General features: G+C 65.3%; 26 protein-coding genes and 1 pseudogene. 13 read left to right on the forward strand and 14 right to left on the reverse strand.

Annotated elements, in window-relative coordinates:
* Positions 1-3: 3 nt before the first annotated feature.
* Both A5788_RS14970 and A5788_RS14975 read right to left on the reverse strand, forming a co-directional pair.
* Positions 4-1,524, reverse strand: a complete 1,521-nt coding sequence (locus A5788_RS14970) for a sugar porter family MFS transporter (RefSeq protein WP_064870363.1) — start codon at positions 1,522-1,524, stop codon at positions 4-6.
* 161 nt (positions 1,525-1,685) lie between these two features.
* A complete protein-coding gene (locus A5788_RS14975) occupies positions 1,686-2,213 on the reverse strand; it encodes a hypothetical protein (RefSeq protein ID WP_064870364.1) in 528 nt (175 codons plus the stop codon).
* A gap of 32 nt (positions 2,214-2,245) precedes the next feature.
* Here A5788_RS14975 and A5788_RS14980 point away from each other — a divergent pair, with 32 nt between their 5' ends.
* Both A5788_RS14980 and A5788_RS14985 read left to right on the forward strand, forming a co-directional pair.
* Positions 2,246-2,833: an HhH-GPD-type base excision DNA repair protein gene (locus tag A5788_RS14980; RefSeq protein ID WP_064870365.1), complete on the forward strand. Its 588-nt coding sequence runs from the start codon at positions 2,246-2,248 to the stop codon at positions 2,831-2,833.
* 9 nt (positions 2,834-2,842) lie between these two features.
* Positions 2,843-3,757 carry a hypothetical protein gene (locus A5788_RS14985; RefSeq protein WP_064870424.1) on the forward strand — a complete coding sequence of 305 codons (915 nt, stop codon included), beginning with the start codon at positions 2,843-2,845 and terminating at the stop codon, positions 3,755-3,757.
* On the opposite strand, the pseudogene A5788_RS24500 reads toward A5788_RS14985, so the two are convergent.
* From A5788_RS24500 to A5788_RS15020, 8 genes and pseudogenes are all read right to left on the reverse strand, one after another.
* Positions 3,687-4,160 (reverse strand): annotated as a pseudogene (locus A5788_RS24500) (WS/DGAT domain-containing protein); the annotation flags it as partial. The gene A5788_RS14985 and the pseudogene A5788_RS24500 overlap by 71 nt on opposite strands.
* Before the next feature lie 21 nt (positions 4,161-4,181).
* Positions 4,182-5,162 (reverse strand): hypothetical protein, encoded by a 981-nt coding sequence (locus tag A5788_RS14990; protein ID WP_331710827.1) that lies wholly within the window; start codon positions 5,160-5,162, stop codon positions 4,182-4,184.
* A gap of 14 nt (positions 5,163-5,176) precedes the next feature.
* Positions 5,177-5,734, reverse strand: a complete 558-nt coding sequence (locus A5788_RS14995) for a hypothetical protein (protein WP_064870366.1) — start codon at positions 5,732-5,734, stop codon at positions 5,177-5,179.
* A complete protein-coding gene (locus A5788_RS15000) occupies positions 5,731-6,423 on the reverse strand; it encodes a DUF6286 domain-containing protein (RefSeq protein WP_064870367.1) in 693 nt (230 codons plus the stop codon). Before A5788_RS15000 ends, A5788_RS14995 begins: the two co-directional genes overlap by 4 nt.
* A complete protein-coding gene (locus A5788_RS15005) occupies positions 6,420-6,986 on the reverse strand; it encodes an Asp23/Gls24 family envelope stress response protein (protein ID WP_064870368.1) in 567 nt (188 codons plus the stop codon). The genes A5788_RS15000 and A5788_RS15005 overlap by 4 nt, the downstream gene beginning before the upstream one ends.
* Complete coding sequence (locus A5788_RS15010; protein WP_049698497.1) at positions 6,979-7,161, reverse strand: DUF2273 domain-containing protein; 183 nt, start codon at positions 7,159-7,161, stop codon at positions 6,979-6,981. The genes A5788_RS15005 and A5788_RS15010 overlap by 8 nt, the downstream gene beginning before the upstream one ends.
* The gene (locus A5788_RS15015) at positions 7,154-7,627 is read right to left on the reverse strand and encodes a hypothetical protein (protein WP_064870369.1); all 474 of its coding nucleotides are present in this window, start codon (positions 7,625-7,627) and stop codon (positions 7,154-7,156) included. The genes A5788_RS15010 and A5788_RS15015 overlap by 8 nt, the downstream gene beginning before the upstream one ends.
* On the reverse strand, positions 7,627-8,133 hold the full coding sequence (locus A5788_RS15020; RefSeq protein ID WP_064870370.1) for an Asp23/Gls24 family envelope stress response protein: 507 nt from the start codon (positions 8,131-8,133) through the stop codon (positions 7,627-7,629). Before A5788_RS15020 ends, A5788_RS15015 begins: the two co-directional genes overlap by 1 nt.
* Positions 8,134-8,451: 318 nt before the next feature.
* Here A5788_RS15020 and A5788_RS15025 point away from each other — a divergent pair, with 318 nt between their 5' ends.
* The 3 genes from A5788_RS15025 (at position 8,452) to A5788_RS15035 (ending at position 11,125) form a co-directional block, all read left to right on the forward strand.
* Positions 8,452-9,072: an RNA polymerase sigma factor gene (locus A5788_RS15025; protein ID WP_231894285.1), complete on the forward strand. Its 621-nt coding sequence runs from the start codon at positions 8,452-8,454 to the stop codon at positions 9,070-9,072.
* A complete protein-coding gene (locus tag A5788_RS15030) occupies positions 9,069-9,680 on the forward strand; it encodes a hypothetical protein (RefSeq protein WP_231894278.1) in 612 nt (203 codons plus the stop codon). The genes A5788_RS15025 and A5788_RS15030 overlap by 4 nt, the downstream gene beginning before the upstream one ends.
* 173 nt (positions 9,681-9,853) lie before the next feature.
* Complete coding sequence (locus tag A5788_RS15035) at positions 9,854-11,125, forward strand: AI-2E family transporter (RefSeq protein WP_064870371.1); 1,272 nt, start codon at positions 9,854-9,856, stop codon at positions 11,123-11,125.
* An 18-nt stretch (positions 11,126-11,143) separates the two neighbouring features.
* Here A5788_RS15035 and A5788_RS15040 read toward each other — a convergent pair whose 3' ends face one another.
* Positions 11,144-11,929: an enoyl-CoA hydratase gene (locus A5788_RS15040; protein ID WP_064870372.1), complete on the reverse strand. Its 786-nt coding sequence runs from the start codon at positions 11,927-11,929 to the stop codon at positions 11,144-11,146.
* Positions 11,930-12,237: 308 nt separating this feature from the next.
* On the opposite strand from A5788_RS15040, the gene A5788_RS15045 reads away from it, so the two are divergent.
* From A5788_RS15045 to A5788_RS15070, 6 genes are all read left to right on the forward strand, one after another.
* The gene (locus tag A5788_RS15045; RefSeq protein WP_049698503.1) at positions 12,238-12,564 is read left to right on the forward strand and encodes a transglycosylase family protein; all 327 of its coding nucleotides are present in this window, start codon (positions 12,238-12,240) and stop codon (positions 12,562-12,564) included.
* Between the two features lie 168 nt (positions 12,565-12,732).
* Complete coding sequence (locus A5788_RS15050) at positions 12,733-13,233, forward strand: acyl-CoA thioesterase (RefSeq protein WP_049698504.1); 501 nt, start codon at positions 12,733-12,735, stop codon at positions 13,231-13,233.
* Positions 13,234-13,429: 196 nt separating this feature from the next.
* Complete coding sequence (locus A5788_RS15055) at positions 13,430-14,170, forward strand: (Fe-S)-binding protein (RefSeq protein WP_064870426.1); 741 nt, start codon at positions 13,430-13,432, stop codon at positions 14,168-14,170.
* Positions 14,171-14,274: 104 nt separating this feature from the next.
* Complete coding sequence (locus A5788_RS15060; protein ID WP_064870427.1) at positions 14,275-15,717, forward strand: LutB/LldF family L-lactate oxidation iron-sulfur protein; 1,443 nt, start codon at positions 14,275-14,277, stop codon at positions 15,715-15,717.
* Positions 15,714-16,349: a LutC/YkgG family protein gene (locus A5788_RS15065; RefSeq protein ID WP_064870373.1), complete on the forward strand. Its 636-nt coding sequence runs from the start codon at positions 15,714-15,716 to the stop codon at positions 16,347-16,349. The genes A5788_RS15060 and A5788_RS15065 overlap by 4 nt, the downstream gene beginning before the upstream one ends.
* Positions 16,350-16,434: 85 nt before the next feature.
* Positions 16,435-17,292: a TIGR03621 family F420-dependent LLM class oxidoreductase gene (locus A5788_RS15070; RefSeq protein ID WP_064870374.1), complete on the forward strand. Its 858-nt coding sequence runs from the start codon at positions 16,435-16,437 to the stop codon at positions 17,290-17,292.
* Between the two features lie 4 nt (positions 17,293-17,296).
* On the opposite strand, the gene A5788_RS15075 is transcribed toward A5788_RS15070, so the two are convergent.
* Positions 17,297-17,932 carry a response regulator transcription factor gene (locus A5788_RS15075; RefSeq protein ID WP_064870375.1) on the reverse strand — a complete coding sequence of 212 codons (636 nt, stop codon included), beginning with the start codon at positions 17,930-17,932 and terminating at the stop codon, positions 17,297-17,299.
* Positions 17,929-19,128, reverse strand: coding sequence for a sensor histidine kinase (locus A5788_RS15080; protein ID WP_064870428.1), 1,200 nt, complete (start codon positions 19,126-19,128; stop codon positions 17,929-17,931). Before A5788_RS15080 ends, A5788_RS15075 begins: the two co-directional genes overlap by 4 nt.
* A 204-nt stretch (positions 19,129-19,332) precedes the next feature.
* Between A5788_RS15080 and A5788_RS15085 the strand changes: the two genes are divergently transcribed.
* Both A5788_RS15085 and A5788_RS15090 read left to right on the forward strand, forming a co-directional pair.
* Positions 19,333-20,370, forward strand: a complete 1,038-nt coding sequence (locus A5788_RS15085; RefSeq protein ID WP_064870376.1) for an ABC transporter permease — start codon at positions 19,333-19,335, stop codon at positions 20,368-20,370.
* Positions 20,367-21,239: an ABC transporter ATP-binding protein gene (locus A5788_RS15090; RefSeq protein WP_064870377.1), complete on the forward strand. Its 873-nt coding sequence runs from the start codon at positions 20,367-20,369 to the stop codon at positions 21,237-21,239. Before A5788_RS15085 ends, A5788_RS15090 begins: the two co-directional genes overlap by 4 nt.
* Here A5788_RS15090 and A5788_RS23565 read toward each other — a convergent pair.
* The gene (locus tag A5788_RS23565; protein ID WP_156525530.1) at positions 21,122-21,565 is read right to left on the reverse strand and encodes a hypothetical protein; all 444 of its coding nucleotides are present in this window, start codon (positions 21,563-21,565) and stop codon (positions 21,122-21,124) included. The genes A5788_RS15090 and A5788_RS23565 overlap by 118 nt on opposite strands.
* Between the last annotated feature and the right edge of the window lie 189 nt (positions 21,566-21,754).

Consider the following 21,754-nt stretch of genomic DNA (forward strand, 5'->3'; position numbering starts at 1 on the left):
GACCTAACTCGACTTGGCCCGCTTCGTCGCCTCGAAGCGCGAGAGATCGTCTGCCGCAACAGCATCCATCTCCTCGAGTTCGAGACCCTTCGTTTCACGCACCTTCGCCCTGACGAAGAAGTACGACGCCGCGGCACAGAACGCGAAGAAGCCGTAGACCCACCCGAGTCCGAGGGTCGAGCTGGCCTCCGGGAAGAGCATCGAGATGGTGAAGTTCGCCAACCAGTTGAAGGCGGTACACACACCGAGCGCGACCCCGCGGATTCGGTTGGGGAACATCTCGCTGAGCATGACCCACATGACCGGACCCCACGTGGCGGCGAACGCGATCACGAAGAGGTTGGCTCCGATCAGCGCCACGACACCCCAGTGCCCGTTGAGCGTCAGGCAATCGGAATTGGTGTTCCCCGGGGTGCACTGCGTATCGCCGACAGAACCGGTCTCCTTGTAGTGCGACTGTGTGAACGCAACGCACGCCATGATGAGCCCGATGAACATGCCGACCGAACCCCAGAGGAGCAGCACCCGCCGCCCGATGCGGTCGACGAACAGAATCGCCACGAACGTCATCACCACATTGATCGCCGACGTGATGACCGACGTGGTGAACGCGGAGTCGGTGCTGAAGCCGACGGACGTCCACAGGCTCGTCGAATAATAGAAAATGGCGTTGATACCGACGAACTGCTGGAAGATCGCCAGCCAGATACCCACCCAGACAAGCGGATGCAGACCGAACGAGGGACCGCGCAGATCCGACAGCTTGGCCGACGATTCACGCTTGACGGTCAGTTTGATCTCTTTGACACGGTCGAGCGGATGCTGCTCCCCGGTGACCTCCTGCAGGATGCGGGCGGCCTCCTCGTCGCGATTGTGCCCGACGAGATACCGCGGAGATTCGGGGATCAGCAGCGCGAGAATGCCGTACACCACCGCGGGAATGACGCCGACCAGGAACATCCACCGCCAGGCCTCGAGCCCCCACCACAACGTGTTCATCGGGTCACCGCCGGGCGCGGCCTGCTGAAAGAGCTTGTCCGACAACAACGCGGCGAAGATACCGAGCGTGATGGCCAACTGCTGCATCGACGCGAGCGCCCCGCGATAGCGCGCCGGTGCGATCTCGGCGATGTAGGCGGGAGCGATCACCGACGCGATACCGATGCCGAGTCCGCCGATCACACGCCAGATGAGCAGATCCCATACCGTCTGCGTGTAGGCGGTTCCGATGGCCGATGCTGCGAACATCACCGCACCGAGAACCATCACGCGTTTGCGACCCCACACGTCGGCGAGACGACCGGCGAACCACGCACCGACAACGCAACCGAGCAGCGCGATCGCGACGGCGAAGCCCTTGAACAGCGATCCCAGCCCGAAGGTGTCCTGGATGGAGTCGACGGCGCCGTTGACCACGGAACTGTCGAAGCCGAAGAGGAATCCGCCGACGGCCGCCGCGACGCTGACGCCGATGACCCGCGCAGTGTGTTGATCAGATGAAGGGGCAGAACGAGCTTGTGACATTGCCTGACCTCGCCTCGATGCTCGGTTCGCGGGGCCCCAGCGCCCCAGACGTGATTTTCACGTTACCCAATGTTGTTCAGCGTGAAGGCGTTTTGCACGGCACCACACCCGAAACCGTGACAGGGCGACGAGATCGAGCTCAGATCGTGACAGTCGGGCGTTCAGAAAGCAGTTGCGGTGCCGCGGCACGTCGAGAACTGCGGGTTGACCATCGGCAGGAACGCAATGGCCCCGATCTTCTGTCGAATGACGAACGAGACCGGCCCCGCACCCGGATGAATGTCGATCTGCCAGGAGATGTTTCGTGCCCGGCTCGGCGCACTGACCACACCCGTGCGGCCTGTCGCCAGGTTGCGCCACGAGACCGTGACGTCCATGGAGTACTCGACGAGTCCTGCCTTGCTGCGATCGGTTCCGATGAGTTCGATGGCCGGGGGCGGCAGGCCGTCCGAGGGGAAACGGATGCCGTTGAAGACATCGACGTGGATGCGCAACGGCCCCAGGGGCCACGGGTTGGCGCTGTCGCACCTCAACGAGGTCACGAAGTTGGGGTTGCTGTACTCGGGAATCGCCTGCGCACCGCCGACGCCGACGGTCGTCAGTCCCGTGACGGCGACCACTGCGGCACCCACGAGCGCCGCGACCCGGCGCGTCGCGACCTTGCTTGCACCGACTACCCCTTCGCGCATGGCGCAAGTGTAGAAGTCCCTAGGATGAAGCCATGGCAAAACTGCAGATTGCCCAGGACCCAGCCGCAGACGAACTGCTGTCGACCGACCCATTCGCACTGCTCACCGGCATGTTGCTCGACCAACAGTTTCCGATGGAACGTGCCTTCGCCGGGCCCGCGAAGATCCAAGACAGGTTCGGTTCGCTCGATCCCGAGGCGATCGCCGACGCCGAACCAGAGGCCTTCGCCGACCTGTGCGCCACACCGCCCGCCATCCACCGCTACGGCCGCTCGATGGCCGGCAGGGTGCAAGCACTCGCCCGCGTCATCGTCGACGAATACGAGGGAGACACCGCGCGGCTGTGGACAACGGCAACGACCGGCAAAGAACTGTTCGACCGCATCCGCGCACTGCCCGGGTTCGGCGATCAGAAGGCGAAGATCTTCACGGCACTCCTCGCAAAGCAACTCGACGTCGCCCCGCGAGGCTGGACCACGGTCGTCGGCGACTACGGTAAGAAGGGATTTCGCTCGGTCGCAGACGTGACCGACCCCGACTCACTGCAGAAGGTTCGGGACTTCAAGAAGGCCGCCAAGGCAGCGGCGAAAGCAGGCGATCAGGCGTCGTCGAAAGGCTAGGGTGTCGTGGTGGTCGAAGAACGTGGCACCGACGCCGACATCGTGCCTGTGGACATCCGCTCGGCCGTCGACCTGCCGTTCCGCCTGGGATTCGCGATAGCAGGCGTGGCACTGACCGCCGCGGAATCGGCGGTCACCATTGCGCGAGTGACTGCGACGAGTGTCCAGCACGAGATCGGACAGGCCATCGGTGTCTCCGGCGCCGAACTCGGCGGCGCACGCGCTCCGCTCGCGCTGCTGGCTCAACTGAGCGATCTGATGTCGCCCGACCGCCCACTGGGCAGGCTTATCGCGCCGGGAGGTCCGCTCGAGCGGCTGGTGACGCCCGGCGGCGTGGTCGATCGCCTCACCGCCAAGGACGGACTTCTCGAGAAGCTGACGGCCCCGGGCGGGATCTTCGACCAGATCACCGACGAGAACGGCATCCTGGTCCGGCTCACCGCCAAGGACGGGCCACTCGACCGGCTCACCCGAGAGGGCGGAGTCGTCGACCAGTTCACCGAGAACGAGGGCATCCTCGAGCGCCTGACGTCCGAGGGCGGGATCGTCGACCAGCTCACCGCTCCCGGTGGCGTGCTCGAAAAGGCGACAGAGCCCGGTGGCGTCCTCGACCGGCTCGCGGCCGACGGAGGTCTTCTCGACCAGCTCGTCGGCGAGAACGGGGCGGTCGAGCGAGCTATCACGCCCGGCGGCACGCTCGATCGCATCACCGAACTGACCGAGGTCATCGCAACGCTCGCACCGAATCTCATCGCGATGCAAGACACCGTTCACGAACTCGCAGAGACCGTCGACCTTCTCAACCAGACGGTGGCACCGCTCGGCGGGCTCGCCGACCGACTGCCGAAGCGGCTCACACGTGGCCCACGGAATTCCCTTCCGAGCGGCCACGATCCATCGCGGGCGCCGCACGACCAGCTCTGACGCCGCTGGTCCTGACGGCGTCGAGCTGGTCTATCGCTTCGGACAACAACGTCAGGTAGTCGTCGACGTCGGGAGCGATTTCCGGCGACGTCGTCACGGAGATGGTGACTTGATCGGCGATTCCGTGCACGCCGTGCGTCAGCCCCTGCACAGGAGAGAGTGCAGGGAATCCCGTTGTCGCGAGGACGGGTCTGCCATCGAGCATGAGGTCGCCCGCACCACGGTTCACCGACGACACGACGGTGACTCCGGTGATGCGTTCGGGAACTGCCGTCGGGTCGAAATGGCCGATGCCCCAGCGAGTCAACGCGGCGGGAGTCGCGGCGGTGGCCGCACGCGACGCGACGCGCGCCGGGTCCTCGTCGGCGCGGCGGGCGGCGTCGATCTCGCCGGCGATCAGGCGAGCTCGCTGCGCAAGATCCGGCTAGTCGACGTGGAGGTCGACGCCGACGTTGCGGAAGTCGTTGCGGCGAGAGCGTTTCCGGAGGAAGTTGTCGCGTGACGGCCGCTGTGAGTTCCTCGCAACGGTGAGCTCGACAACGAGGCGGCCGTCTGGGTCACCGAGAAACGTCGGCAACGCCAGCGAAATCGCGACCAGCGCCCCGACTGTGACACCACGATCACCGATGCGCAGAGCATCACGCTCGACGGTGAGCGTGCGCAGGGTTCGGCCCGTGCCCGGTGCACGGTTCAGCCGCGAGAGCGGCACTCCTGCAGCCTGTTGCGGTGGAGCCGCCCGATATCGTTGCCAGGCAACGAATCCGCGGGCGATCATCCACGCGAACTGCGCGGGTAGACGCGCCGCACCGATGACCGCACCGGCGACGCGCAACGTCGAATCCGGAAGTGCACGTAACGGATACGCGGGGTTCGCCGGCATCGGCGCCACGGGTCCGAAGAGGTCGCGCGTGATCGCCGCGGTGCGTCGACCGTCCCCGAGCGCATGTGAGACCTGCAGGGCGACGACGACCCCGGCACGAACGCCGCCGCTCGGGCCGGCAGAGGCGTCAGAAACCTCGACGCCAGAGTGCTCGGTGCCCGGAACGCCCGACACGTGCGCGAAAAGGTGTACTCGCCAGGCCATCTCAGTCGGATCGAGCTGCTCGGACATCCGGTCCGCCAAGATGGCCAGACAGTCCTGCCAGGTGCGCTCGGCGTCGTCGACGACGAACTGGCTCGGCAGAATGTCGGCGTGCACCCAGTAGGGCCGATCGAGAGTGAACGGGATGTCCAGGACGCGCAGTCTCAAGTCTGCGACGCCCGCCGCCCTCGTCGCGATCCACGCTGCGAGTTCACCGGCGTCGCCCGGACGGTCGTCGGCGAAGACGTAGACGACGAACTGGTCGTTGGGGATGATCGGCGCCATCCAATACGGCACCACATCCGCGGCCGACATCCGTTGCATCCGGCGAGACCCGGTCAGCTCGTGGGTGTTTCGAAGTGGACGAGGCCCTGGACGTGCACGTCGGAACCGTCGACGGCCGACCGGATCAGCTCGATCTCGGGTCCGAGCACGGCGGCGACCTCGTCGTAGGAGTAGGTCGGAGGAGCCGTCACGGTGACCCTGATGAGTTTGCGGCCCCTGTCGTCGAGCGCCTTGGCCGAGACGTCGTCGAACATCGTGTGTGTCGCGAGGTCGGCGGCGACCGCGTTCGCGATCAGTTTGGGTGCGACGACCAGGTCGCCGTCGTCGTTGCTGCCTGCGAGTTCGAGGTTGTCGACCTTGCTCGGGCGAATGGCCGTGGAGATCAGTGACCATCCCCAGATCAATCCGATGAGGACGATCCCGAACAGCACCAACGTCCACCAATCGGTGCCGTCGAGGCGTGCGGGCCAGCCCGAATCGAGGTGGTCCGCCCACTCCCGAACCTTGGGCACGTCGAGTTGCCACAGCACTGCACCCACTCCGACGACGAGGCAGATCAGACCGATCAGCCCTGCCGTTATCCGATGAAATGACGCGGGTCCGCGGTTCATCGCGATGCCCCCTTCTTGTGTCGGGTGACAACCTTGAGCTTCACGCGCAACGGCTTCTCCAACGACGCCGCGACACCATCGAGCGTGTCGTGCAGCGCCGACTCGTCGACCTCGGAGTCGGTGGTCACGAGCACCTTGGCGCGCCGTCGTCCGACGACTGTTGTCGCATGTTCGACGCCCCGCACCGACAGCGCGGCCGTGCTGAATCGGCGTGCGACATCGCCTCGCCGAGTCCAGAGGACCTCGAAATCGCCGAGACTGACGTGCGTGCGCCTGCGCGGTGCCAATGCCGTCCACAGCAGGAGAAGGCCGACGATGATGAAACCGATTGCGGCAGCCCACATCCAGTCCTGCCACGTCGCGCCGTCGAGCCAGTCGGCAGCGGCCTGAAGCCACCGGGTGCCCGAGATCCAACCCACTTCGACGAGCAGGTCGTGGATGGCGACCGCGACCAACGCAAGCAGTAGGACGCCGATGATCACCCCGGACACAACGGATTTCGGCCCTGCCGAGGGATTGAAGACCTTGCCCTTGTGCGTGTCAGCGGTACGAGCGCGGATCACGGCACGTACATGCTTGTCTTCTGCGTGCTTGCCTTCTGTGTGCTTACCTTCTGCGTGCTTGCCTTCTGCGTGCTTGCCTTCTGGGGTCTTGGCGTCTGGCGTGGCGTCCGGCGCGGCCGTGCTCATGACTCCTCCTCGCTGGGTTTGGTGTCCTGGTCTCGATCGCTCTTCTGGTCCACACGATCCGGCGAATTCCCGGACTCAGCCGACGGATTCGGGATCTCGACGAACCCCGACTGGCGACGCTTTGCCTGCGTGGCCGTCACGATCTCGGCGACCGTCACATCGACGCGTCCGGGACGCACTCCGGTCAGTCGGGTGACCTCGGCGGCGACGTGATCACGAACCTCCGCGCACACCGCGGCAACCGCACACGGCCACTGCAGTGAGATGGTGAGCTTGATGACCGGCGCGGTCTGTGACATGTCGGTCGACGCGGACGGATAGCCGCCCGCAAGCGGGTTGAGCGAATTCAGTACCGACGTACCCTTGCCGTCGGATTCGATCACACCGTCTACCCCGAGTGCGGCCCGCTCGGCAATCTTCTCGCCGACGCGGTCGTCGAGAATCAGACTGCCGCGCGCCCCTGGGTCGGACGAGTCGGCGGCCTCTGGAGACAGTGCGGGCGCTGCCGTGCCGACCGCCGACTTGCCTAGGTCGCCGCGGGTGACGGTGACTGCATCAGCCACGGTTCCGACTCTTCAGCACATGGCCGAGATCGAGCACACCGTCGCGGTGCAGCCCGATGACCAGTCCCACCGCTCCGAGGACAATGGCCAGGATGAAGCCGGTGAAGCCTCCGGTCGTTGCCGCGATTGCGAGGAGCAATCCGACAATGAGACCGACGACAGCGTTGTTACTCATCGTTGTTCACCTCTGTTGATCGAGTTGGATTTGCCTGCGCCGATGTACTCCCGACGGGAATGTCGCCAACGGGAATGTCACCAACGAGAATGTCGCCAACGGGGATCTCCCCTGCGGCCGTATCCCCGCCTGATGTGCTCTCGGGGGCGTCGTGGGACTCGGCGGGTCCCACCGAAACGTCCTCGACGACGACGGAGACCGGCACGCCCGCTGCTTGCGACGCGGCAGTGACAACGTCGTCGGCAACCGCGCGCAGGTCGTGGTTGATGTCGACGATGATGTGCACCTCGCCGGAGTCGTCGGACATGCGCACACCGCTCACCCGGCTCCCGGGCAGATAGGTTGCGACCTCGCCGAAAACTCCGGCGTGCAGACCCGTGACCCCAGGCACCGCCTGCGCAGCCGCGGCGACCTGCTGCGCAACCGATCCCGCTTGCGAGGACTCGGATTGGGAAGACTCAGACATCACTGGACCCGCGGCGTGCTCGACGAGTCGTCGTCGTCATCGTCGCCGAAGTGGATGTCGTGCACGGTGACATTCACCTCCGTCACTTCGAGACCGGTCATCTGCTCGATCGAGGTGATCACGTTGCGTCGGATGGCTGCTGCGAGTTGGTGAATCGCGACGCCGTAGTCGGCGACGATCGAGACGTCGACGGCGGCCTGCCGCTCCCCGACCTCGACGTTGATGCCCTGTGTGGTGCTGGTGCCCGTGCCCGGGATCACCTCGCGGACCTTGCCGACCATGCGCTCGGTCGCGCCGCCCACGTCGTAGACGCCGTTGATCTCGCGGGTCGCGATGCCTGCGATCTTGGCCACAACCTGGTCGGCGATCGACGTCTTGCCGCGCTCTCCGGCGGGCGCCACCTTCTTGGAGGCATCAGCCAGTGCGACGGCGCTGCTCTTCGCGCCCTCGGTGCCGGTGGTGCCCGACTGGTTGGTTGCGGTTCCTGTGGCTGCGTTCTCGGCCATGACGCTCCTCTTTCCTCATTCTCGTCCCATGTGGACGGTCAGACGACGGGTCCCGACGACCTCGAACGCTCGCGCCGACCTTTCGGCGCGCCGTCCGGCGGTAACCGGGACGGGGGCGGTGACGGCGGGATCTTTGACCCGCTTCCTCATCGCGCCCGTATAAGGTCAGTCGTAGTGAATCCGATATCTGCACGCGTGAATTCGCGTGACGCCGGACACAGTGACGAGTCACCGACAGCGGCGGGCCGACACACGGGCGCGCCGGGTCCGACGCTGCGCTCCGCACCAGGTCCGTCGACGCCTGCACCGGCCGCCGCGTTGAGCGACTTCTCCGAGGATGAACTCGCTGCCGCTGCGGCAGCAGGCGACGCCGAGGCGTTCTCGGTACTCGTCGCAAAACTCTCGCCCTCGCTGCTGCGCTACCTACGCCGTATGGTCGACGATCCGCAGACCGCGGAGGATCTGGCTCAGGACACACTCCTCGACGCATGGCGCGGACTACCCGACTTCGCTTTTCGCAGTTCGTTCAAGACGTGGATGTTCGGGATTGCGCATCGCAGAACCGTCGACCACTGGCGTCGACGCCGAGACATTCCGACCGCGGAAGAACGGTTCGCCGACCTCACCGACCCTCATCCACTTCCTGCCGACGACGTGCTGCACACATCTCTCGTCGATGCGCTGCGTCGAGAATTGACGACACTTCCGGAGACATCGCGCGCCGTATGGTGGCTGCGAGAAGCCGAGGGACTCTCACTCACCGAGATCTCACGGGTCTTGCAGATCTCTGTCGGCTCGGTCCGCGGGCACCTACAACGAAGTAGGCGGTACCTCGCGACCCGCCTTGCCCCCTGGCGGCCCGACGCGACCAACGACGAGCAAGCCAGCACAGGCACGACCAGCACAGGGGCGGGTCCGATGAGAGGAGGACAACGATGACGCGAACAGGCAGGACAACCCGCGGCGCGGGTTCTCCCGGCACCGAATTCGACGACCGCTACGAGATTCTGGACGACGACTCCGACGAGACCGACGCCTGGCTCGTGGAGGCCAGCCGCCGACTCGAGGAGCCCGACCGTGACATCGCGCAGCTGATCTCCTCGATCACGGGAAAACTCGGTCGCGTACGACGCAACGGCCGCCTCCTCGACACCGATGAGAGCACGGTGCGTGTCAACGACCGCGTCGTCAAACAACTGCTCGCCACACGCATCCGACATACGCTCGGCCGACTCGTCGTGCTGGTGGAACTCGACGGCCCGGACGGCATCGACAGCGCCGAGACCACCGACGGCCAGCAAGCAGAGGGCAGCCCGAAAAACGGAATCAGCCGGGTGCGTATCGGACTCATCGCCCGCTATCACGACGATCTCGTCGCCGATTCCGATCGTGTACGCGAGGTCGTCGCGACCGTGCTCGCGTCCGTTCTCGGCCCCTCGACCACCACGACGTCCGGTGGCAGGATCTGTACACCAGGAATTGGATCGACTGACCCCGGGCATGCGCGTGTTTTTCTCTCGCGAGTGGCACGAGCGTCTATATGCTGAGCGCGACGGGTTTCTTCGTCACGACCGTCACAGGGAGCGCTGCGTTCTGGGCAATCCCGTTCTAGGTAGTCCCGTTGTAGGGAAAACTGCTCCATGGGCAGTGCTGCTGCGTCATCGAGATTGCTGCGTCACACGAGATATCTGCGGGGGCCGACGCCGACAGAAAGGTCGACATGGCGGACGAAGACACTGGTTCGGACGAGGTAGCCGCACGGAAGCCGACAGCGGAGAAAGAAGCGGCGACCGGCGACACGAGCGCATCGGCCTCGACCAGCGGCGAGACGGCTGTCGACGATCCCGGTTCGCCGACCTGGGCACTGCCTCGCGGAACGGTGGTGCTGCTCACCATCGCGGGCATTGTTGTCGCGGTCTTGGGTATCAAATCGATCGGATCGATCGTCGGGCCCGTGTTCGTCGGTTTGATCATGACTGTCGCTGTCGCACCGGTGCCCGGCTGGTTGCGGCGCAAGGGCTGGCCCAAGTGGGCGGCGTTCCTCGCGACGGTCCTACTGGTCTACGGGATCATCCTCGGACTCTTCGGTTCGGTCATCTACTGCGTCGCACGGCTCGCGACGATACTTCCCCAGTACAGCGACAAGTTCAACGACCTCATCGACGACGTCCAGAAAGCACTGTCCGACCACGGCATCGGAGAAGACAAGGTCAACGACATGCTCTCGCATATCGACGCGGGCAAGGTGTTCGACGTCGTCGGCGACGTCGTGTCGAGCACGGCGAACGCGGCGTCGGCCCTCATCCTGGTGCTCACCGTCCTGCTGTTCATGGCCGTCGATTCGATCAACGCCGACGAGCGTTACGACGTTCTGAAGAAGGTTCGCCCCGACGTGGCGCACGCATTCCAGACGTTCGCCTCGGGCACGCGAAACTATCTCGTCGTCTCGACGGTGTTCGGCCTCATCGTGGCCGTGTTGGACACCGGCGCCCTGTGGCTGATGGGCATTCCGCTACCGCTGCTGTGGGGCCTGCTCTCGTTCATCACCAACTACATCCCGAATATCGGCTTCGTACTGGGAGTCATCCCGCCCGCGATCTTGGCGCTCCTCGACGGAGGCTGGACCCTCGCGCTGTGGGTGATCGTTGTCTACTCGGCGATCAACTTCGTGATCCAGTCGGTGATCCAACCCAAGTTCGTCGGCGACTCCGTCGGCCTCACCACGACGGTCACGTTCTTGTCGCTGATCTTCTGGGCCTGGGTGATCGGTCCGCTCGGTGCGCTTCTCGCCATCCCGCTGACGCTGCTGTGCAAGTCGCTCCTGATCGACATCGATCCGTCGACCCGCTGGGCCGACGTGCTGGTCTCCTCGGGCCGACCGACCACAGACGAGGTCGAGGACGCGCGACGGCACAACGATCGGGAGGAACGAATCCGCGAGGCAGAGGAGCAGACGCTGCGTGCGGGCGACGGCGGCGAGAGCACGGCCTGAGACAGGGTCATCTGCAGGTCACCGATCTGACCACACCGGCTCTCGCTTGGCGAGAAAGGCCGTCATGCCCTCCTGCGCATCGCACGTCATCGCGTTGGTGGCCATCGTCGAACTCATCGAGCGGTACGCCTGCGGCTCGGACTCGTCGATCTGCCGGTAGAAGGCACGCTTGCCTATCGCCAGGGTCGACGCGCTCGACGACGCGATCTGCAGCGCGAGATCGCGAACAGCGGCGTCGAGAGCATCGGGTTCGACGACGTCGTTGACCAGTCCCCAGTCCGCGGCTGTCGCTGCGTCGATCGGTTCTCCGGTGAGCAGCATTTTCATCGCCCGCTTGCGTCCGATCGCCCTGGTCAGGGCAACCATCGGGGTCGAGCAGAACAACCCGATCCGTACTCCCGGCGTGCTGAACGAGGCAGTCGTGGACGCCACCGCGAGGTCGCAGGTGGCCACCAACTGGCAACCTGCCGCGAAAGCCGGCCCGGCGACCTGCGCGATCACCGGTTGGCGGATCTCATGAATGGTCGTCATCAGCTCGACACACGTCGCGAAAACCGCTTCCTCGTCGTCGAGAGTTCTGTCGACGAGTTCTGTGAGGTCGTGTCCAGCGGAGAAGGCCGGCCCTTCTGCTCGAACGACGACCACCCGCACGTCCTGGTCCCTATCGAACTCGCGCAGCGCGGTTGTGGCTGCCTGCATCGTCGACGTCGAGAGAGCGTTGCGTCGACGCGGATCGGTCAGCGTGAGGTAGCCGAGCGGTCCGTCGTGAGACACGGTGACCGTCGTGGAATTGATTTCCGACATTTCGCCCTCATTTCTCTACACGCATTATTGAGCAACTCGACGATATCTGTGCGCCGGACCACAATATGGAGGTGATCTGTCTCACAGTATAGGCGACCGCTAAACTCGCTAAATAACACAGCAAAACGCCGCAGTGCGCAGGCATTTCACATGAAAATGTCAGATTTATCTTCGCTAATCCTCGCTGCGCAGGTCAGAAAGTCGATGTGACCTTTCCGTGATCACTCCGTAAGGTCGCCGTTGGTCCAAATTCGAGTCACCCGACACCCACTCAATTCGTCCTTACCGGGTGACTGATAGGAGGAACAATGACCACGCGGATGAAGAAGACCGCCCTTCGTGCCGGAATCATCGGCGCGCTCACACTTGCTCCGTTCGGCGTCGCGACCGCGACCGCCTCCGCAGACGGACACGACTGGGATGCCGTCGCCAACTGCGAGAGCAGCGGCAACTGGGCAACCAACACCGGCAACGGCTACTACGGCGGCCTGCAGTTCTCGCAGAGCACCTGGGAGGCCAACGGCGGTAGCGGCAGCGCGTCCAACGCGTCGCGCGACGAGCAGATCCGCGTCGCGGAGAACGTGCTCGCAACTCAGGGACCGGGCGCATGGCCCGTGTGCGGCCAGTACCTCTGATCCCGAGGTCTGCCCACCTGCTGTGAGGACCTGATCGGTTCTACGGTTCTGTAAACGCCCCGCGATTCTACGGACGCCCGTGGTGTACCACGCGCGTTTGCCAGATCGCGGGGCGTTTGCGCGTCCGACAGCACGCCAGCCACCGTCAAGGCGGCTACGATTCGCGACATGGATGCCGGGCACGGGTCGTCGGAGAGCACTCATCACGTGTCCGACGCCGACCATTCGACGTTGTCGATGTCACTGCTGATGACGCCCGACATGGCCAACTTCACCGGAAACGTCCACGGTGGCACGCTGCTCAAACTGCTCGACGAGGTCGCCTACGCGTGCGCGAGCAGGTACTCACGTCGATACGCGGTCACGTTGTCGGTCGATCGCGTCATCTTTCGTGAACCGATACGCGTGGGCGAATTGCTCATTCTCTCGGCCTCGATCAACTACACCGGACGTACTTCGATGGAGGTCGGTATCAGGGTCGAGACCGAGAACATCCATACCGGGATTCGCCGCCACACCAACAGTTGCTACTTCACCATGGTCAGCATGGGCGACGACGGACGTCCGCACGAGGTGCCACCTCTCACGCCCGAGACCGACGACCAGAAACGACGCTTCGCCGAGGCAGAACTCCGCCGCGCCGCTCTGCGCTCCGCGCGTGACGGATGACCGCGACGGCTTCGACAGCACCACCATCGAACGTACGGTGCCCAGCGGTTGACGCTCACTGCGTGTGGCCATAGCGTCGAAGCCAGGTCGGGTCGTAGGGAACACCGACCACCAGCCCTCAGGTTGTAGCCCCCAACCCGAGCCCCCAGCCCTGGCGGTGATCAATGCACCACAGCAGAACCGAGAACAGCACGCGATGAGAGTCGCGCTGTTCGCAACGTGCTTCAACGACACGATGTGGCCGAACACCCCACGGGCAACCGTGCTGCTGCTCGAACGCCTCGGTATCCGAGTCGAGTTCCCCGTCGAGCAGACATGCTGTGGGCAGATGTTCACCAACACGGGCTACGCCGACGAAGCCATCGGCGGTGTACGACAGTTCGTCGACGTCTTCTCCGGATACGACGCGATCGTCGCCCCCTCGGGGTCGTGTATCGGATCGGTCCGCCACCAACACGCGGCAGTTGCCGCGCGAACCGGCGACACCCGGCTGTGCCTCGACGTCGACGAGATCACACCACGATTCTTCGAACTCAGCGAATTCCTCGTCGACGTCCTCGGCGTCACCGATGTCGGTGCCTACTTTCCCCACCGGGTCACCTACCACCCGACGTGTCACTCCCTACGGATGCTGCGCGTCGGCGACAAACCTCTTCGGTTGCTGCGCAACGTACGTGGCATCGACCTCGTCGATCTGCCTGCCGCCGACCAGTGTTGCGGCTTCGGGGGCACCTTCGCGATGAAGAACGCCGACGTCTCGGTGGCGATGGGGGCAGACAAGTCCAGGCATGTCCGCGACACCGAGGCCGAAGTTCTTGTCGCAGGGGATAACTCGTGCCTTGCGCATATCGGAGGACTCCTCTCCCGCGAACGGGCGGGTGTACGCACCATGCACCTCGCAGAAATCTTGGCATCGACCGAGGAGCACCCGGCATGAGCGAGACCGTTGAGTCCGATCGGCACGCCGAGCAGGAAGCGTTGAGCCGGCACGGTTTCGGGCTCGGACATCCGCACGTCGGGGTGACCGCGACATTCGTCGGGATGCCGAAGTTCCCGAAAGCGGCCCGCCACGAGCTGGCGAACACGGTCCAGCGCCGCAACCTCGAACACGCGACGTCGACCATCCGGCACAAGCGCGCAGCGGTTGTCGACGAACTCGCCGATTGGGAGGAACTGCGACTCGCGGCGGAGGCGATCAAGAACCGCACGCTACGTCACCTCGACGACTATCTGCTGGAGTTCGAGGAGAAAGCGACGGCCGCTGGCGCACAGGTACATTGGGCGCGCGACGCGGAGGAGGCCAATCGCATCGTCGTCGATCTGGTCCGCGACACCGGCGCCTCGGAAGTGGTCAAGGTCAAGTCGATGGCCACCCAGGAGATCGAACTCAACGAGGCGCTTGCCGCCGCGGGCATCGACGCATGGGAGACCGATCTCGCCGAACTGATCGTGCAACTCGGCAACGACTGGCCGAGTCACATCCTCGTGCCCGCAATTCATCGAAATCGCAGCGAGGTCCGTGAGATCTTTCTGCAGAACATGGCGAAGGTGGGACGCCCCGCACCCGACGACCTGACCGAGGAACCGGCGCGGCTGGCCGAAGCCGCACGCGTGCATCTGCGTGAGAAGTTCCTACGCGCCAAGGTCGGCATCAGCGGAGCCAACTTCGCGATCGCCGACACCGGCAGCCTTGTCGTCGTCGAATCTGAAGGCAACGGACGCATGTGCCTGACGCTGCCCGAGACCTTGATCTCCGTGGTGGGCATCGAGAAGATCCTGTCGACGTGGGCCGACCTCGAAGTATTCCTGCAGGTACTTCCCCGCTCCAGCACCGGCGAACGCGAGAATCCGTACACGTCGGTGTGGACAGGCGTCACCCCGGGCGACGGTCCGCAGAGCGTGCACATCGTCCTCCTCGACAACAACCGCACCGGCGTCTTGGCCGACGAGGTCGGGCGCGCCGCACTGCGCTGCATTCGGTGCTCGGCGTGCCTCAACGTGTGTCCGGTCTACGAGCGCACCGGCGGGCACGCGTACGGCTCCGTCTACCCGGGTCCTATCGGCGCAATTCTCACCCCTCAGCTCCGCGGCACGGCGTCGAAGATCGATCAATCGCTCCCCTACGCGTCAAGCCTGTGCGGCGCATGCTTCGACGTGTGTCCGGTCCGAATTCCCATACCCGACATACTCGTTCATCTGCGCACCCGCGTCGTCGACGAACATCGGAAGGGGCTACCGACCGCCGAGGCCGCAGCGATGAAAGCCATGGAGAAGGTCTTCGCCGATCACCGCAGACTCGAGGCCGCCCAGAAAGCCGCAACAGCGAGTCACCGCTTCTTCGGCAACCGGCGCACGCTCGGCGCGCTGCCCTGGCCGATGACTCCGTGGTCGAGTGCGCGTGACACCCCGGTTCCACCCGCTGAGACGTTCCGCGAGTGGTGGAAACGCGAGCGCGACAACACTTCTGGAGATGAAGCACGATGACCGCACCCCGTGAGGAGATCATCGGTCGGGTCCGCGCGGCCCTGGCCGACGTACCTGCCGACGACGTCACACCCGTCGACTGGGCATACGGCCGACCCTCGAGCACAGGCGATCTCGGCCTCGTCGACCGATTCGCCGAGCGTGTCGCCGACTACAAGGCCGTCGTCGAACGCGTCGATCCAGCGCACCTGTCGGATCACGTGAACGCCCTGCTGGAGAACCTCGACGGTCCGATCATCGCCGACGCCGTCGTCCGCGACCTGCTATCCGGGGTAGACCCGGTGTGGCTGTCCGATGACGATCTCTCCCCCGCTGAACTCGACGCCGCGTCGGCGGTGATCACCACCGCGGCGGTCGGCATAGCCAACACCGGCACCATCGTGCTCGATCACAGTGCGGGACAAGGTCGTCGGGCCGTGTCACTCGTACCCGATGTTCACCTCTGCATGATCCGCACCGATCAGATCGTCAGCGACGTTCCCGAAGCAGTGGCCCGCCTGATCGAGCAGGGTTCGGCGACCCGCCCCCAGACCTGGATCAGCGGACCGAGCGCGACGAGCGACATCGAACTCGACCGCGTGGAGGGCGTCCACGGCCCGCGAACTCTCCACGTCATCATCGTCGAGGCGTAGTGGCCGGCAGCGAGATCGGTTCCTGCCCGGAACCCATCGGGCCCTGCCCGGAATCCATGGCCGGTCGCGGCGGTTGGTACTAGGCATGTCGCCAGATACTCGAAAAATCCGTTTCGGAGTCAACCTGTTGGGAACCGGCACGGGCGATCAGTTCCGTGCGCAAGTACAAGCCGTCGCCGATTCCGGCGCCGACGTCGTTCTCGTACCCGACCACCTCGGCCTCATCGGGCCGATGCCCGCGCTCGTCGCGGCTGCCGCGCAGGCACCGGAGCTGCGGATCGGAAACTTCGTACTCAACGCGCCCTTCTACAGTCCCGCGCTGCTCGCGCGCGACCTCGCAACCGTCGATCAACTCAGCGGTGGGCGCCTCGAGATCGGTCTCGGAGCAGGCTATGTGAAAGCTGAATTCGACGCCGCGGGAATCCCGTTCGGCCGTCCCGGCCAACGAGTCGATCATCTCGAGGAGGTCGTCGACCATCTGCACGTCGCCTTCGACGATCCCGCACAGGCGCCACCCTTCGTTCAGCCGCATCCGCCGATCATGGTCGCGGGGATCGGCGACCGCGTGCTCTCGCTCGCCGCACGCAAGGCCGACATCGTCGCGTTCTCCAACCTGCCGACCGACGAGGTGCTGGCCGACCGCGTCGCCCACGTTCGCAGCGAGGCCGGTGAGCGCTTCGACGCACTCGAACTCAACGTGATCGTCTTCGACCTGGCCGTTGGGCGCGAACCCGACGTCACCGCGCTGCGCGGGGCAAACCCGGACCTCGACGACGCCGCGCTCCGCGGATCGGTGAACATCCTCCACGGCAGCGCTGCGGAGGTCGCCGACAGGATCAACCACCTCAACGAGACCGCCGGAATCTCGTACTTCACGTTCATCGAGCCCTCGGAAAAGGATCTGGACGCACTGGCCGAGGTGATCGGTCTCGTGCGCGGCTGACCGGTCAGTCGATGAGTCCCTGACGACGCGCGCTGGCAACGGCGGCGGTCCGGGAGCCGACACCGAGCTTGGTGAAGATGTGCACCAGGTGCGACTTCACCGTCATCTCGCTCACGTGCAGCGCCTTCGCGATCTCGCGGTTGCTCCGGCCCGTCGCCACCTGTGCGACGACGTCGATCTCGCGTGGCGTCAGCACGGTGTCGGGCGTGGCACGCACCCGCGTCAACAGTCGGGTCGCGACCGACGGCGACAGCGCACTCTCCCCCGCCGCCGCTGCCCGTATCGCGGCCAGCAGTTCTGCGGGCGCGGTGTCTTTGAGCAGGTACCCACTCGCCCCTGCCTCGATGGCGGCGAGGATGTCGGCGTCGGTGTCGTAGTTCGTGACGACGAGAAGATGGGGCGCCCGCGGCAGGGCGTGAATCCTCCGGGTTGCCTCCACTCCCGACATCCCCTCTCCGAAGCGGAGATCCATCAGGACAACATCGGGTTGTGGGGATCGGTCGGCGTCGGCACACCAGGCCACCGCGTCGTCGGCCTTCGCCACCTCGCCGATGACATCGATATCAGCGGCGTTGGCGAGCAACGCCGACAACCCGGCCCGCACGATCGGATGGTCGTCGGCAAGGAGTACCCGGATCACCGGCCGCTCTCCTGTACCGACCGCGCGGCAGCAGGCGCCACGGCGGGAAATGACACGGCGGGAAATGACACGGCGGGAAATGACACGGCAACGGTGGTACCCCCGTCGTCGGAGGTGATGTCGACCTGTCCGCCGAGAGAGTCGACGCGTCGTCGAATAGTGGTGAGCCCGTAACCCTCCGACGCATCGGCCGCGAAACCCGTTCCGTCGTCGACGATGTCGAGGTGCACCTCGTCGGCGGTGTACGTGAGGGTGAGGTGCAGCGTGCCTGCACGAGAATGGCGGACCACATTCGACACCGCGCCCTGCGCCACACGGACCAGCGCCGCCTCGGTGGGCATGGCGAGTGGTTGGGCGTCACCCTCGATAAGCACGCTGACATTGATGCCGTGTCCGGACGCGTCCGCGGCGACTCGTCGAAGTGCATCTGCCAGCGAGGCGCCGTCGAGAGGCGCCGGGGACAGTTCTGCGATGAGGCGTCTGGTCTCGGTCAGTGCGTCACCAGCGGCGTTGCGCGCCAACGCGATCGACGACGCCGCTTGTTCTCCGGTCGACTGTTCTGCCGCGTGCAACAGGAGTTGGATACTCGACAGGCTCTGCGCGACGGTGTCGTGGATTTCGGCAGCGAGCCGTTCACGTTCCTCGGCCCTGCCGATGGCCTGTTGCTGATCGCTGAGATCGGCTCGCGCAGCGACCAATTCGTCGATGAGTCGCTCACGCTGTCGTGCCTCGGCAAAGAGCTGTGCGTAGCCCGCGGAGATCACGACGGCAACACCTGCACCGAGGACTGGTCCTATGATCGCTGCTGCCGACCATCCGTTGTGCATCGCGTAACCGACCACCGCGACACCGGTCGCCAACGTGACGGCCACCAAGCCGATGCGTCGACCGAGCAGGTGCAGGTACAGGAAGAACAGGACGAAGACGAGATACGTGGCCTCCGCGGTGAGTGCCAGTTCGACCAGCCACACCGCAGTGAGTACGGCCAGCCACACCAGCGCACGCCGACGATTGCCCACCACGAGACCGCCCGCGAAATAGACCGCGAGCCAGACCGCAGCGACGATCGCCGCCGCGACGTCGGTCGGAGTCGCGATCAACGCGCGCACCATCACCACCACGGTCAGCGCGACGGCGAGCAGGTGCAGACCCCACCGCAACGCAGCGACAACGGGGGTGAGTGGGGACGGGTGCATGTCGTTCAACGATAGCCGCGCTGGTTGTCCGCGCATCCATCGAAAGGAGGAGAGGGCACGTACGGAGGACGGAACCGATGCCATCCCGACAGGCGACGCGCTTACGGCGTGTGCGGCCGAGCATGAAGTGGTCACCACACATCGACGTTGCGCTCCGGACGATCACACGGGTCTCGGGTACGCAGCGACGGAAAGGACTTCTCGATGTTTGTCGCGCTTCGCGACCTGCGGCGTGCCCGTGGACGGTTCGCCTTGATAGCGCTCGTCGTCGTGCTCGTTGCCGTGCTCGTCACGTTCCTCAGCGGACTCACGGCGGGCCTACGCCACCAGAACATCTCGGCGGTGCAGCACCTTCCGGGCAACTCGGTGGTGTTCGCCGACACCGGAACCGCGCCGTCTTTCGACGAATCCTCGCTCACCGCAGCGCAACTGGCCGCATGGCGCACGGCGCAACCCGACAGTGTCGGAGTCGGGATATCGCGGGCGAGGATAGCGCCATCCACCGCGCCCGACTCCCCTGTGCCCGTGGCGCTCATCGGTACCGACCGCGACGCGCCTACACCGGGGAGCGTCGAGTTGAGTTCGTCAGTCGCAGAAACGCTGCACGCGAGTGAGGGCGCTCACGTCGAACTCGGTGGTCGACCGTTCACGGTTGCGCGGATCGTCGGCGACGACTGGTACTCACACAGTCCCGTCGTGTATCTCTCGCTCGACGATTGGCAGCAGTTGTCACCGCATGCCGGCGCCGCCACGGTTGTCACCTTCACGGCGTCGAACGGTGCTGACACATCGGTCGCACGGGCGACACAGACGACGGTCACGAGTTCCGACGATGCGCTCTCGGCGCTGGCGTCCTACAAGGCCGAGAACAGTTCACTCACGTTGATGACAGTCATGCTGTTCGTGATCTCGGCGTTGGTGATCGGCGCCTTCTTCACGGTGTGGACGGTGCAGCGCATTCCCGACATCGCGGTACTCAAAGCGTTGGGCGCGTCGACCGGTTCACTCGTGCGCGATGCGCTGGGTCAGGCCGCGTTGGTTCTCGTCGTCGGGGCCGCGATCGGAACGGCTATCACTGCTCTGGTCGGTGGATTCCTCGGCGGAATACCGTTTGTGCTGACCACCGCCACGACCCTCCTGCCCGCTGCCGCCATCATCGCGCTCGGCCTGATAGGTGCCGCGCTGGCGCTTCGATTCCTTGTCACCACTGATCCACTTACCGCACTGGGAGGTACTCGATGAGCACGATCGGCTCAACCAAACCTGTTCGCGCCCTTGATATGTCGGCAGTGACGCTGACCTTTCCCGACGGCTCCGGGCGTGTGCGAGCGCTCGACGATGTCAGCCTCGCGGTAGCGCCCGGCGAGATCGTGGCGATCACCGGACCGTCGGGTTCTGGGAAGTCGAGCCTGCTCGCCGTTGCGGGCAGTCTGATCCGGCCGGATTCGGGGCGCGTTTCGGTTGCGACCCGGTCCGGTGACACCGTCGAACTCAATGGTCTCTCCCGTGGCGAGGCCGCGCGTGCTCGTCGCGAGCACCTGGGCTTTGTGTTCCAGCAATCCAATCTGATCGCGTCGCTGACCGCGGTCGAACAGTTGGAGGTCACCGCTCATCTCGGCCAACGATGGTGGTCGAGACCGAGCCGACGCCGCGACGTGCGTGAGCGCGCCCGACTACTGCTCGACCAGGTCGGGTTGACCGATCAGTCGCACAAGCTCCCTGCTCAGCTCTCCGGCGGCCAACGTCAGCGCGTCAACATCGCGCGCGCACTCATGAATACGCCGTCGCTGCTGCTGGTCGACGAGCCGACGTCAGCGCTCGACTCGGCACGCGGTGCCGCGATCGTCGAACTGCTCGCCGAGATGACGCGGACCCACGGCGCGGCGTGCGTTCTGGTCACCCACGATCCGACACACCTCGACCGGATGGACGCCGTCTACGAGATGGTCGACGGACGCCTGCGCAGCGTGACCAACCGCAGCGTGACCGGCGATCAGGACGTGGAACCGGGCGTCGGATCGTCGGAAGCGGGACCGTCGTCGCTCAACGGCGTGGGGCTTGCGTCGTTGCGCGGGACAGCGATGTCGAGTGCGCTCACCGCGATGCCGTAGGGCAGGAATCGGACCCGACGGGTGGGATCGGTGTTGTGCTGGTTTGCCCGCAGGGCGTCGAGTTCGTTCGCGAAGACCTGCTCGACGCGTGCGCCGCCGTCGGCGTCGGTGACGAAGACCGCCCATACGCCCGAGCCGGACTTTCCCGTCGTCTCCGGTTCGGGTGCCGCACGGCGCGCGGGCTGCTCGAAGACGGTCGACCACGCCACTCCCGACGACGGTGAACCGAGGAACTTGCCCACCATGTCGCGCAGGCCGTCGCCGGCCTCGCGTGCGAATCGATCGAAGTCCTCCGGATCAATGCCGAATGGATTGTTGCCTGCCATCGTCTACCTCCCTGCGAGCACCCGGCGAACACCGGACTGCCCTCCAGTGTGGCGACGATGCCGGTTGCGCGCCACAACCGCCGCTGATCGAGCTACCCCTCGCTGATCGAGTGCCCCCTCGCTGATCGAGCCCCACCCGCCGATCGAGCCCCTGTCTCTTATACACATCTCCGAGCCCACGAGACCGAT

This window comes from Gordonia sp. 852002-50816_SCH5313054-c, assembly GCF_001665925.1.
Taxonomy (GTDB): domain Bacteria; phylum Actinomycetota; class Actinomycetes; order Mycobacteriales; family Mycobacteriaceae; genus Gordonia; species Gordonia jacobaea.